Origin of the sequence: Enterobacter sp. SORGH_AS_0287 (assembly GCF_031453695.1) — a bacterium.
Taxonomy (GTDB): domain Bacteria; phylum Pseudomonadota; class Gammaproteobacteria; order Enterobacterales; family Enterobacteriaceae; genus Enterobacter; species Enterobacter ludwigii.
The window spans coordinates 2,702,633-2,715,981 of the sequence record NZ_JAVIZW010000001.1 but is presented as its reverse complement, the minus strand read 5'-3'; the positions used below and the strand labels follow the sequence as shown (position 1 = coordinate 2,715,981).

General features: G+C 56.4%; 10 protein-coding genes. 3 read left to right on the top strand and 7 right to left on the bottom strand.

All coding sequences use genetic code 11. The features are described from left to right. Window positions 1-10: 10 nt before the first annotated feature. The 7 genes from panB to thpR form a co-directional block, all read right to left on the bottom strand. Window positions 11-802, bottom strand: coding sequence for a 3-methyl-2-oxobutanoate hydroxymethyltransferase (panB, locus tag QE396_RS12920; protein ID WP_020882599.1), 792 nt, complete (start codon window positions 800-802; stop codon window positions 11-13). Window positions 803-924: 122 nt separating this feature from the next. Further along, the gene (folK, locus tag QE396_RS12915; protein WP_020882600.1) at window positions 925-1,404 is read right to left on the bottom strand and encodes a 2-amino-4-hydroxy-6-hydroxymethyldihydropteridine diphosphokinase; all 480 of its coding nucleotides are present in this window, start codon (window positions 1,402-1,404) and stop codon (window positions 925-927) included. Continuing rightward, the gene (gene pcnB, locus QE396_RS12910; RefSeq protein WP_071605427.1) at window positions 1,401-2,798 is read right to left on the bottom strand and encodes a polynucleotide adenylyltransferase PcnB; all 1,398 of its coding nucleotides are present in this window, start codon (window positions 2,796-2,798) and stop codon (window positions 1,401-1,403) included. Before pcnB ends, folK begins: the two co-directional genes overlap by 4 nt. Window positions 2,799-2,840: 42 nt before the next feature. After that, window positions 2,841-3,731 carry a tRNA glutamyl-Q(34) synthetase GluQRS gene (gene gluQRS / locus QE396_RS12905; protein WP_020882602.1) on the bottom strand — a complete coding sequence of 297 codons (891 nt, stop codon included), beginning with the start codon at window positions 3,729-3,731 and terminating at the stop codon, window positions 2,841-2,843. Between the two features lie 59 nt (window positions 3,732-3,790). Next, complete coding sequence (gene dksA / locus QE396_RS12900) at window positions 3,791-4,246, bottom strand: RNA polymerase-binding protein DksA (RefSeq protein ID WP_001155232.1); 456 nt, start codon at window positions 4,244-4,246, stop codon at window positions 3,791-3,793. A 176-nt stretch (window positions 4,247-4,422) separates the two neighbouring features. Beyond that, complete coding sequence (gene sfsA, locus QE396_RS12895; protein WP_014168679.1) at window positions 4,423-5,127, bottom strand: DNA/RNA nuclease SfsA; 705 nt, start codon at window positions 5,125-5,127, stop codon at window positions 4,423-4,425. Then, entirely contained in the window at window positions 5,117-5,671 is a 555-nt protein-coding gene (gene thpR, locus QE396_RS12890; protein WP_014168680.1) for an RNA 2',3'-cyclic phosphodiesterase, read from the bottom strand. The genes sfsA and thpR overlap by 11 nt, the downstream gene beginning before the upstream one ends. A gap of 73 nt (window positions 5,672-5,744) precedes the next feature. Here thpR and hrpB point away from each other — a divergent pair, with 73 nt between their 5' ends. From hrpB to fhuA, 3 genes are all read left to right on the top strand, one after another. Next, complete coding sequence (gene hrpB / locus QE396_RS12885; protein ID WP_020882603.1) at window positions 5,745-8,174, top strand: ATP-dependent helicase HrpB; 2,430 nt, start codon at window positions 5,745-5,747, stop codon at window positions 8,172-8,174. 176 nt (window positions 8,175-8,350) lie between these two features. Beyond that, window positions 8,351-10,876, top strand: a complete 2,526-nt coding sequence (mrcB, locus tag QE396_RS12880) for a bifunctional glycosyl transferase/transpeptidase (protein WP_020882604.1) — start codon at window positions 8,351-8,353, stop codon at window positions 10,874-10,876. Between the two features lie 229 nt (window positions 10,877-11,105). Then, a complete protein-coding gene (gene fhuA, locus QE396_RS12875) occupies window positions 11,106-13,325 on the top strand; it encodes a ferrichrome porin FhuA (RefSeq protein ID WP_020882605.1) in 2,220 nt (739 codons plus the stop codon). The last annotated feature ends 24 nt before the right edge of the window (window positions 13,326-13,349 follow it).

The following is a 13,349-nucleotide window of genomic DNA, read 5'->3' as shown; positions in this document are numbered from 1 at the left end:
ACAAGACTCCTTAATGGAAACTGTGTTCTTCACCCGGGTAAACACCGGATTCAACGTCGGCAATATACTGCCGCACAGCAGCACGCATGTCGCCTGCTTCTGCCAGGAAATTTTTGGCGAATTTAGGGATATGACCGCCGGTAATACCAAAGGCGTCGTGCATCACTAAAATCTGACCGTCGGTAACGTTGCCTGCGCCAATACCAATCACCGGAATCGACAGCGCTTCGGTGATGCGTTTTGCCAGTTCAACCGGCACACACTCCAGCACCAGCAGCTGTGCGCCAGCGGCTTCCAGCGCCAGGGCATCCTCAAACAGTGTCTGTGCCGCGTCACCGCGGCCCTGCACCTTATAGCCGCCAAAAATATTGACGGATTGCGGCGTCAGACCCAGATGACCGCAGACCGGCACGGCACGTTCGGTGAGCATTTTCACGGTCTCTGCAAGCCAGGCTCCGCCTTCGATTTTGACCATATTGGCCCCGGCACGCATGACGGTTGCTGCATTGTCGAACGCTTGCTCTGGCGTCGCGTAGGCCATAAAAGGCAGATCGGAAAGCAGCAGACAGGCAGGTGCTCCGCGGCGCACGGCACGGGTATGGTAGGCAATATCTTCGACCGTCACCGGCAGGGTGGAATCATGGCCTTGTACCGTCATCCCTAACGAATCTCCGACCAGCATGACAGTGATACCCTCTTCGGCAAAAAGCTTAGCGAAGCTGTAGTCATACGCAGTAATGGTGGCGAAGCGTCTCTTTTCCTGTTTGCATTTCTGCAGTAAGGAGATGGTGGTTGGTTTCATACTGTTTCCTGATAGCCCAAAAGCGAATCTTTGCGCATTCTAACAGTAACATTTGAGGGAACAATGATTTTAGGCAACCGATTAACCACAATTCAGTGAGGGTTAACCGGTAAAAACGCGGATCACCAGCGGGCAGGTTTTTCTGCGTCGAGGCTATCCAGCACTGCCTTCAGCGAGAGGCCGTCAGGGAAGGTGAGGTCAGGGGCAACGTCGAACAGCGGCCAGAGCATAAAGCCGCGATTTTTCATGTCGTAGTGCGGAACGGTGAGACGGGGGGTGTTAATCACCTCGTGGCCAAACAGCATAATGTCGAGATCGAGGGTGCGCGGCCCCCAGCGTTCGGCTTTGCGTACGCGGCCCTGCTGCAGTTCGATTCGCTGAGTATTATCCAGCAGCGTGTCGGCATTCAGCGCAGTGTCCAGCACCACGGCGGCATTCAGGTAATCAGGCTGATCCTGTGGCCCCAGCGGCGGTGTCCGGTAGAAAGAAGAGACCGCCACAATACGGCTTTGTGGGATTTCACCCAGCGCCTGAACGGCAGCATTAACCTGCTCCAGCGGAGAGGCCAGATTGCTGCCGATGGCAATGTACGCCAGGGTCATGCCGTACCTTCACGGCGCGGCGCACGTTTGCGCGGACGACGGTGGCGACGACGCGGCGTCGGTTCGTCATCGAGGTCGACGAGCATATCTTTCTGCTCTGGCGGTGCTGAAACCTGGAATTCTCCCCACCACTGCGCCAGACGCTGCAGTTCCTGGTTCCGTTCAATTTCAGCACGCAGCGACAGTAAATCGAACGCAGCGCGGAATTTAGGATGTTCCATCAGCTTCCAGGCGCGTTTACCCTGACGACGAGACATGCGCAGCTGAAGCTGCCAGATATCACGCACCAGCGTCGTAATACGTTTTGGAATGGCGAGCGTGCGGCAGGCTTCATCCAGCACGTCATTTGCGGCCAGCGCAAACGCATCGTAGTAGGCCAGACCGCTTTCCTGCGCAATTCTCTGCGCTGCTTCCAGCAGCGGATACCAGAACATCGCGGCAAACAGGAACGCCGGGTTCACACGCATATCGTTGTGAATGCGGGTATCGGTATTCTTCAGCACCTGCGCAATCATGCGTTCCATTGGGCTGTCACCGTTTTCGGTAAAGCAGCGCGTAATGGTCGGGAACAGGGGCTGGAAAAGGCTGTATTCGCGTAGCAGCTTGTAGGTTTCGTAGCCGTAACCGGCCTGCAGCAGCTTCAGCGCCTCTTCAAACAGACGGGCTGGCGGCACGTCGTTAATCAGCGTCGCCAGACGCGGTATCGGCTCTGCGGTTTCCGGGCTGATGCGCATTGAGAGTTTGGCGGCGAAACGTACGGCGCGCAGCATACGCACCGGGTCTTCACGATAACGCGTTTCCGGCGTGCCGATCAGGCGAATCAGACCGTCTTTCAGGTCCTGCATGCCGCCGACGTAATCACGGACGGTGAAATCTGCCACGCTGTAGTAAAGGCTGTTGATCGTGAAATCGCGACGCTGGGCATCTTCTTCGATAGAGCCGAAGATATTGTCCCGCAGCAGCATGCCGTTCTGGCCGCGCTGGGAGGTGGTGCGATCGGATTCGCCCGCTTCGTGGTGACCGCGGAAGGTCGCCACTTCAATAATTTCCGGCCCAAACATGACGTGAGCAAGACGAAAACGACGGCCAACAAGGCGGCAGTTACGGAATAATTTGCGCACCTGCTCTGGCGTGGCGCTGGTCGTCACGTCGAAATCTTTTGGTTTTTTGCCCAGCAGTAAATCACGCACCCCACCGCCAACGAGATAGGCCTCGTAGCCTGCTTTATTCAGACGATAGAGCACCTTGAGGGCATTTTCACTGATATCTTTGCGGGAAATATTGTGCTGCTCACGTGGAATAACCGACATGCGGTTTTGCGCAATAGCGTCGTTCGCCATGCTCTCTTCGCGGCTTAGCACTTTACGGCAAAAATTAGCGACTCGGGTAAAAATAGTACACCTCGTAGTGTGTTTTGTTATGAAAAAAGCGGCTAATCATAGCTCAGCGCAACGCATTTGAGAATGCTGGATTTTTGGCACGGTCGTCAGCGTCCAGTTGGCGATCGCCATTTTCAGCAGTTCGTCAATTCGCAAATCCTGCCATTCGTTGGTTACATTCTGGTTGAGAAATCGCAGCGCGTCGATCAAAACAGGGCGCGGATCGCCGTCTGGCAGGGCGGGCGCATGATTTTGTTTTGACAGTTTAAAGCCCTGTTCATTGACCGCCAGCGGCAGATGAATGTAATCCGGCGCGTTCCAGCCAAACTGGTGATAGAGCGATATTTGTCGCACGGTAGGTTCCACCAGGTCAGCCCCGCGCACAATTTCCGTCACGCCCTGGAAATGGTCATCAACCACTACCGCCAGGTTATAGGCGAACAGGCCGTCACGGCGGTGGATAATAAAATCTTCGCGTGCAAGACGTTCATCCGCATGGATCTCGCCGGAGAGTAAATCATTAAAGTGCGTCACCGGGGCATGCTGCTTTATGCGCACGGCGGCCAGTTCTGGGCCGTTATTGCGCGTGCGGCAGTGGCCGTCATAGACGCCACCCACGCTCTGAATACGCGCGCGGGTGCAGGTGCAGTAGTAGGAGAGCCCTTGTGCGTGGAGCCACGCCAGGCGTTCCCGGTAGGCATCATGTCGCCTTGACTGCCAGAGGACGTCGCCGTCCCAGTGAAGACCGTAATGTTCCAGCTGACGCAGAATGGTATCTGCTGCACCGGGAACTTCACGCGGAGGATCAATATCTTCAATGCGGACCAGCCATTTACCGTGACGGGCGCGAGCCTGCAGGTAGCTGCCGAGGGCGGCAATTAATGAGCCGAAGTGTAATTCACCAGAAGGGGATGGCGCGAAGCGCCCAATATAGTGTGATTCAGACATATCAACAGTAACAAGGCGGGAGAAACTCCCGCCTTTAGAGTGTGTAAACAGCGCTGGTATTAACCGGCCATCTGTTTTTCGCGGATTTCTGCCAGCGTTTTACAGTCGATGCACAGATCGGCGGTTGGACGCGCTTCCAGGCGACGAATTCCGATTTCAACACCGCAGGATTCGCAGTAGCCAAAATCTTCGTCTTCGACTTTTTTCAGCGTTTTTTCGATCTTTTTGATCAGTTTGCGTTCGCGGTCACGGTTACGCAGTTCGAGGCTGAACTCTTCTTCCTGAGCGGCACGGTCTACCGGGTCCGGGAAGTTAGCAGCTTCATCCTGCATATGAGTAACGGTGCGATCGACTTCATCCCTGAGTTGATTACGCCATGCTTCAAGAATACGCTTGAAGTGCGACAGCTGGGCTTCGTTCATATACTCTTCGCCCGGCTTCTCTTGATACGGCTCCACCCCAGCGATGGCGAGAATACTCAGGGACGATGTTTTACGGTTTTGCCCTTCTTGCATGTTGCTTCTCCTTAACACGCACTATCGATCCCCGTGTTGGGGGAAAAATCAGGTCGCTATAAATAGCAGATGCTTTTCCGTATGGCAATTATCTAAACGTAACACTTGACAAGCCTGTGAGGAAAAGCGTATTTGCGCACGCGGCCAGAACACTTAATAGTCAATCGTCTAATCCCTTATAAGACAATGGGAAGAGAGGATCTCAGAGTCATATTATCGGCAGAAAGTTCCGCTTTATAAGCCAAAACCTCCACCCCCTGCTTTTGTGCCTCATTCAACAATTGCGCGTATTTGAGATCAATATGGCGGGCTGGAGAAAATCGTTCAATGGCTGAATGTAAAACCGCAAACAGCAATACGGCGCGTTTGCCCGCCGCCGCAACACTCATCAGCTCCCGCAGATGCTTCTGCCCCCGTAGCGTGACCGCATCCGGGAAGTAGCCGTTTTCCTGTTCCGCTAACGTCACTGATTTTACTTCAATATAGCACTCGGGCCGGTCTTCCGCCTGTAACATGAAGTCAATTCTGCTGCTTTCATCGCCATATTTAACTTCACTTTTGTGCGTGCCATACCCCACCAGTTCGGGCAGGGTGCCAAGGGTCAATGCTTCCTTAACTAATTGATTGGCGCGCAGGGTATTCACGCAAATAAATGCCCCGTTTTGCGTCTCGGTCATTTCCCAGGTATGGGCATATTTGCGTTTAGTATTTTCTGAAGTGGAATACCAGACCGTGTCACCCGGCGTCGCACAGCCGGTCATGGCACCGGTGTTCGGGCAGTGCAGCGTGAGCTGTTCACCTTCGGGGGTGATCACGTCAGCGAGAAAGCGTTTATAGCGTTGAACCAGCGTGGCGTGCTGCAGGGCAGGACTAAACTTCATCAGAATTCCTTAGGGTATCGCCCAGCGACCAGCGCTGTAGCGGCGTGTAACGGGTGCGTCCTTGGGTAAAGACCGATTCGTAAAGCGCGAAGGTATTGACCTCAACGTCCCAGTGAAAGCCGGGTGGCGGAATGGCAACGGCCTGACCGGCATCGCGCAGCAGGGTGATATGCGGATGAAACGGCTGCGGACTCTGGTAACACCCGCTGCGAGCCGCCTGGGCGCGCAACATACTGGCAAGCTGTAAAAGCCCGCGGGGCGGCTGGCGCGTGCCCAGCCAGACCACACGTGAGCGCAGCCACTGGCCCGCGTCGTCGAGGTGCAGCGTAAACGCCGGCTGAGAAATGCGGCCAGCCATTGCTGCCAGCGCGCGCTGTTTTTCGGCGCTGACGTCGCCCAGAAAGGCCAGCGTCAGGTGCAGGTTTGCCGCCGCGATCGGACGCCCTGCGTCCTGGGGAAAATGGCTGGCTCGCCAGCGAACGATTTTTCGCTGCAGCGTGGAGGGCAATTCTATGGCAAAAAACAGCCGTTTCGACTCAGACATACAGGGGACTCGGTAATGGTATGCGCCGATGCTACAATGTACGCCGACTAATGTTAACCCTCTGGAGCTGTTAGTGTCCTCATTGCCGGTCGCCGTCGTCCTTCCTGAGCTTCTTGCTGCCTTACACCATGCCCCGCAGGTTTTACTTAACGCCCCGACGGGCGCAGGTAAATCCACCTGGCTGCCGCTGCAGATCCTCAAAGAGGGCACTGTCCGCGGGAAAATTATCCTGCTGGAGCCGCGCAGGCTGGCCGCACGGAACGTGGCGCAGCGCCTGGCGGAACTGCTTGGTGAAAAGCCGGGCGAGACGGTGGGTTACCGTATGCGCGCCGAAACCTGCGTTGGCCCGTCCACGCGCCTTGAGGTGGTGACCGAAGGGATCCTGACCCGCATGCTGCAAAACGATCCGGAGTTAAACGGCGTCGGGCTGGTGATTCTGGATGAATTCCACGAGCGTAGCCTGCAGGCAGATCTGGCACTGGCGCTGTTACTTGATGTTCAGCAAGGGCTACGCGACGACCTCCGGTTGCTTATCATGTCCGCTACGCTGGATAACGAGCGACTGCAGCAGACGTTGCCCGACGCGCCGGTTATCGCCTCCGAAGGCAGAGCATTTCCCGTTGAGCGTCGCTATCAACCATTGCCTGCCCATCAGCGTTTTGACGACGCGGTAGCCATCGCAACCGCCGAATTGCTCCGCCAGGAATCGGGATCGCTATTGCTGTTTTTGCCAGGCGTAGGCGAGATCCAGCGCGTGCAGGACCAACTGGCTTCCCGGGTGGGAAGTGAGGTGCTGCTTTGCCCGCTCTACGGCGCGCTTTCGCTGGCGGATCAGCGTAAAGCAATCCTGCCCGCGCCCGCGGGGCAGCGTAAGGTGGTGCTGGCAACCAATATTGCCGAAACCAGTTTAACCATAGAAGGCATTCGCCTGGTGGTGGACAGTGCGCAGGAGAGGGTGGCGAGCTTTGACGCGCGCACCGGGCTGACTAAACTGCTGACGCAGCGCATAAGCCAGGCGTCGATGGTTCAGCGAGCAGGCCGTGCGGGACGTCTTGAGCCCGGTATCTGCCTGCATTTGACCAGCGCGGAGCAGGCTGAGCGCGCTGCACAGCAAAGCACGCCGGAAATTTTACACAGCGATCTGGCGGGGCTGGTGATGGATCTTCTGCAGTGGGGATGCCCGGATCCGGCACAGCTAACCTGGCTTAATCCTCCACCCGCCGCGAACCTTGCTGCTGCCCGGACCTTACTGAACCGCCTGGGGGCGCTTGATGGTGAGCGATTGTCATCCCGCGGGCAAAAAATGGCCGCGCTGGGCAATGACCCTCGCCTGGCGGCGATGCTGGTGGCCGCGCAGGGGGAAGATGAAATTGCTACGGCGGCGAAACTGGCAGCTATTCTTGAGGAGCCACCACGCGGTGGCAGCAGCGATCTGGCGCAGGCCTTTTCCCGCAATCAGGGGAACTGGCAGCAGCGGGCGCAGCAGCTTTGCCGGCGACTTAACGGCAAAGCCGGGTCGCCAGACAGCGCGGCTATCGCGCCTCTGTTAGCGCAGGCGTTTCCCGACAGGATCGCACGTCGTCGCGGTCTGGACGGGCGATATCAACTGGCCAATGGCATGGGTGCGATGCTGGACAGCGATGACGCCATGACGCGTCACGAATGGCTGATTGCGCCGTTACTGTTACAGGGTAGCCACTCCCCGGACGCGCGTATTTTACAGGCTATCGCGGTGGATATTGACGCCCTGACGCGTGCCTGTCCGCAGTTGGTCCAGCAATCCGATACCGTGGAATGGGATGAGGCTCAGGGCACGCTGAAGGCGTTTCGTCGCAGCCAGACAGGTAAACTGATCCTCGGCACCACGCCGCTGGCAAAACCGTCGGAAGAGGTACTGCATCTGGCCATGCTGAACGGCATCCGGGACAAAGGGTTAGGGGTGTTGAACTGGACGCCAGAGGCGGAACAGTACCGTATTCGTCTGCACTGTGCCGCGCGCTGGCTACCGGAGTATGACTGGCCCGCGGTCGATGATGAGACATTGCTGGGCTCGCTGGAACGCTGGCTGCTGCCGCAAATGCACGGTGTACACTCGCTGCGTGCGCTAAAAGCGCTTGATGTTAAGGTCGCGTTACAGAATTTACTGGACTGGTCATTACGTCAACGTCTGGATAGTGAACTGCCAGGGCATTACACTGTGCCGACCGGAAGCCGGATTGCCATTCGTTATCACGAGGATAATCCTCCGGCGCTGGCGGTACGTATGCAGGAAATGTTTGGAGAGGCCACCACGCCTTCTGTGGCGCAAGGGCGCGTCTCTCTGGTGCTGGAGCTGTTGTCGCCAGCCCATCGCCCGTTACAGATTACCCGCGACCTGGGGGCATTCTGGGCGGGGAGCTACCGTGACGTGCAAAAAGAGATGAAGGGGCGGTATCCCAAACATGTCTGGCCGGACGATCCGGCAAATACGGCACCGACACGACGGACGAAGAAGTATTCGTGACGGGGGTGGCTGGGAACGTGCGGCTTGATGCCCTCACCCGCAGGGTGCGGGAGAAAATACTAAAGACGTTCCTGTCTGGAAGGTCTTGCTGTTTACTTTGAGAGATTTCTTCTTTCACAGGCCAGTGGAAGAAAAGAGAATCGGGCCCTTGCGCCTGAAAGTTGCGGAGAAAAAGCATGGCGGGGAATGACCGCGAGCCAATAGGACGTAAGGGAAAACCAACGCGTCCGGCGAAAGAAAAGGTAAGCCGTCGTCGCCTCAGAGATGAGGATTATGACGATGACTATGAAGACGATTATGAGGATGAAGAACCGATGCCGCGTAAAGGGAAAGGCAAAGGGCGTAAGCCTCGGGGCAAGCGCGGCTGGTTCTGGCTGCTGCTGAAGCTGTTCATTGTATTTGTTGTGCTGATGGCGATTTACGGCGTCTATCTGGATCAGAAGATCCGTAGCCGTATCGACGGAAAAGTCTGGCAACTGCCTGCGGCGGTGTATGGCCGCATGGTGAACCTTGAGCCAGATATGTCCATCAGCAAGAACGAGATGGTGAAACTGCTGGAAGCCACCCAGTATCGTCAGGTGTCGAAAATGACGCGTCCTGGCGAATTTACCGTGCAGGCGAAAAGCATTGAGATGATCCGCCGTCCGTTTGATTTCCCGGACAGCAAAGAGGGCCAGGTGCGTGCGCGTCTGACCTTTGACGGCGATCGTCTGGATACCATCGAGAACATGGATAACAACCGTCAGTTCGGTTTCTTCCGTCTCGATCCGCGTCTGATCACCATGCTCTCGTCGGCGAACGGCGAACAACGTCTGTTCGTTGCCCGTAACGGCTTCCCGGACCTGCTGGTTGATACCCTGCTGGCAACCGAAGACCGTCACTTCTATGAGCATGATGGCATCAGCCTTTACTCAATTGGCCGTGCGGTGCTGGCTAACCTGACCGCCGGACGGACGGTACAGGGGGCGAGTACGCTGACCCAGCAGCTGGTGAAGAACCTGTTCCTCTCCAGTGAGCGCTCTTACTGGCGTAAAGCCAACGAAGCGTACATGGCCGTACTGATGGATGCGCGTTACAGCAAGGATCGTATTCTTGAGCTGTACATGAACGAGGTGTACCTCGGTCAGAGCGGGGATAACGAAATCCGCGGCTTCCCGCTGGCAAGTCTGTACTACTTTGGTCGTCCGGTGGAAGAGCTGAGTCTTGACCAGCAGGCGCTGCTGGTGGGCATGGTGAAAGGGGCGTCCATTTATAACCCGTGGCGTAACCCGAAACTGGCGCTGGAACGTCGTAACCTGGTGCTGCGTCTGCTGCAACAACAGCAGGTGATTGACCAGGAGCTGTACGACATGCTGAGCGCACGTCCACTCGGCGTTCAGCCGCGCGGTGGCGTGATCTCGCCTCAGCCTGCGTTTATGCAGCTGGTGCGTCAGGAGCTGCAAAGCAAGCTCGGTGATAAGGTGAAAGATCTCTCCGGCGTGAAGATCTTTACCACCTTCGATTCCGTGGCGCAGGAAGCCGCTGAAAAAGCTGCGGTGGAAGGCATCCCGGCGCTGAAGAAACAGCGTAAGCTGAGCGATCTTGAAACCGCGATGGTGGTGGTTGACCGTAACACCGGCGAAGTTCGCGCCATGGTGGGCGGTGCTGAGCCGCAGTTCGCAGGCTACAACCGTGCAATGCAGGCGCGACGTTCGATTGGTTCACTGGCAAAACCGGCAACCTATCTTACCGCCCTGAGTCAGCCTAACCAGTATCGCCTGAATACCTGGATTGCCGATGCGCCGATTTCCCTGCGCCAGCCTAACGGCCAGGTATGGTCTCCGCAGAACGACGATAAACAGTTCAGCGGCCAGGTCATGCTGGTGGATGCGTTGACCCGCTCGATGAACGTGCCAACGGTGAACCTGGGTATGGCGCTCGGTCTGCCGGCGATTGTCGACACCTGGCAGAAACTGGGTGTGCCGAAAGATCAGCTCCATCCTGTTCCGGCGATGATCCTGGGGGCGCTTAACCTGACGCCGATCGAAGTGGCTCAGGCGTTCCAGACCATTGCCAGCGGGGGTAACCGTGCACAGCTCTCTGCTCTGCGTTCAGTGATTGCTGAGGACGGCTCCGTGTTGTATCAGAGCTTCCCGCAAGCGGAACGTGCCGTGCCAGCGCAGGCGGCCTATATGACGTTGTGGACGATGCAGCAGGTTGTGCAGCGGGGGACCGGACGTCAACTGGGTGCGAAGTATCCGGGCCTGCATCTGGCAGGTAAAACCGGGACCACCAACAACAACGTGGATACCTGGTTCGCCGGTATCGATGGCCGTGAAGTGGTGATCACCTGGGTAGGCCGCGATAACAACCAGCCAACCAAACTGTACGGTGCAAGCGGGGCGATGTCGATTTACCAGCGCTATCTGGCGAATCAGTCTCCGGTACCGCTGAATCTGGTGGCGCCGGAAGATATCGTCGATATGGGCGTGGACGGTTCCGGTAACTTTGTCTGTGGCGGCGGTATGCGTACCTTGCCTGTCTGGACCACCAACCCGGATTCGCTGTGCCAGCAAAGCCAGCCAGAGCAACCGACGGGTAATCCGTTCGAGCAGTCTTCTCAGCCTCAGCAGCAGCCGCAACAACAGCCGCAGCAGCAGAATGAGAAAAAAGACAGCGACGGTGTCGCGGGCTGGATTAAAGATATGTTCGGCGGTAACTAACGCTTCACATCCCCCCGAAAGGGGGGATTTTTTTACCTGTACTTTCCATTTCCTTAACCCTCGTTTTCATTCTGATTAACCCTTCGTTTTCTCTTGTTTATTTCTTAAACCCTTAATTCTCGTAGGGCTGCTTACTGCTTGCTATGCAGCCAGCGTTTCGCATATTATTCTGCGGTCATAATAATAATTCTCGTTTACGTTATCATTCACTTTTCCATCAGAGATAAACATGGCGCTTTCCAATACTGCTCAGCCAATTCACACGTCGCTGCGAAAAATCGCGGTCGTCGTAGCCACAGCGGTTGCCGGCATGTCTACGTATGCACATGCGGCTGAAACCCAGAAAAAAGAAGAAACCATCACCGTCACTGCCGCGCCTGCCGCCCAGGAAAGTCCGTGGGGGCCTGCGCCAACGATCGCAGCAAAACGCACGGCAACGGCGACCAAAACCGATACCGCGATTGAAAAGACCCCGCAGTCTATTTCCGTGGTAACGCGTGATGAAATGGAACGCCGCCAGCCAGCGACCGTCAAAGAGGCGCTGGGCTATACGCCGAGCGTGTTTGCGACCCGCGGCAGTTCCACCACCTATGATGTGGTCTCAATTCGTGGTTTTACCGCGCCTTCGACGGTAAACACCAACCAGTATCTCGATGGCATGAAGCTGATGGGGAATAACTACTCCGAAGCTTCCATGGATCCGTACTTCCTTGAGCGCGTAGAAGTGATGCGCGGACCTACGTCTGTGCTCTACGGCAACAGCAATCCAGGCGGTATCGTCAGTATGGTGAGCAAACGCCCACTGACCGAGCCGCTGAAAGAAGTCCAGTTTAAAATGGGGACCAATAACCTGTGGCAAACGGGCTTCGATTTCAGTGATGCAATCGATGAAGATGGCGTGTGGTCGTACCGCCTGACCGGTCTTGGCAGTAGTCAGAACGCACAGCAGGAGATGTCAAAATCAACCCGCTATGCGGTTGCGCCCTCCTTTAGCTGGCGTCCGGATGACAAAACCGATTTCACCTTCCTGAGCAATTTCCAGAACGATCCGGAAGCGGGCTACTACGGCTGGTTGCCACGGGAAGGGACGGTAGTGCCATACCGTGACGCAAACGGCAATGAGCATAAGATCCCAACCGATTTCAACGAAGGTGAAGCGGATAATAAGATGGCTCGTCGCCAGCAGTTGATTGGTTACAGCTTCTCGCATCAGTTTGATGACACGTTCACCGTGCGTCAGAATCTGCGTTACGCAAAAGTTCATACGCTCTACCGCTCTGTTTACGGCAATGGCTACGCTGAGCCTGGCAAGATTAACCGCGCTTACGTGCGTTCAGATGAAGATCTGAATATGTTTACCGTGGATACTCAGCTGCAGTCGACATTCGCGACGGGCGCCGTAGACCACACGTTGCTGACGGGCGTTGATTACTCGCGTATGCGTAATGATATCAATGCGCTGTACGGTTCCGCCGACCCTATTGATATCCAGAACCCGGATTACGGCAACGCGAATATCAACACCAACCTGCCATGGTCTAACTATTCCGTCGTTAACCGTAATGAACAGACCGGGCTCTATGCTCAGGATCAGGCGGAGTGGGATAAGTGGGTGCTGACGCTGGGCGGACGCTACGACTACGTGATGGCCTCAACGCTGACGCGCGGTACGGCCGATTCGCTGGCTGAAAACCACGACCAGGCTTTCACCTGGCGCGGGGGGATTAACTATCTCTTTGATAACGGTATCTCGCCTTACTTCAGCTACAGCGAGTCGTTTGAGCCGGTATCGGGCGCCGATCGTAACGGCACACCGTTCGACCCCTCCCGCGGTAAGCAGTATGAAACGGGTGTGAAATACGCGCCGAAAGACCTGCCGGTTGTGGTCACCGCGTCGCTGTTCCAGCTGACGAAAGATAAGAACCTGACGGCGGATCCGAACGATCCAACGAATACTCACAGTATCCAGACCGGTGAGATCCGTTCTCGCGGTTTCGAACTGGAAGCGAAGGCAGCGGTTAACGCCAATATCAACGTGACCGCGGCGTACAGCTTTATTGATGCTGAGTACACCCATGACAGCACCTTTGAAGGTAAACGTCCGGCGGAAGTGCCGCGTAATCAGGCGTCATTGTGGGCAGATTACACCTTCACCGACACGGCCTTAAGCGGCCTGACGATTGGTGCCGGTACCCGTTACATCGGTAACACGGTGAGCTACTACTCAAGCGGCGACAAAAAAGATCAGCCGTTTAACGTCGCGAGCTACACCCTTGCCGATGCGATGGTGAAATACGATCTGGCCCGTCTGGGTCTGCCGGGGTCATCTGTGGCGGTGAACGTGAATAACCTGTTCGATCGGGAATATGTCTCCAGCTGCTACAAGGATTATGCATGCTACTGGGGTGCTGAACGTCAGGTTGTCGCCACCGCGACCTTCCGCTTCTAATCTCTCTTCGGGCACGGTTCGCCG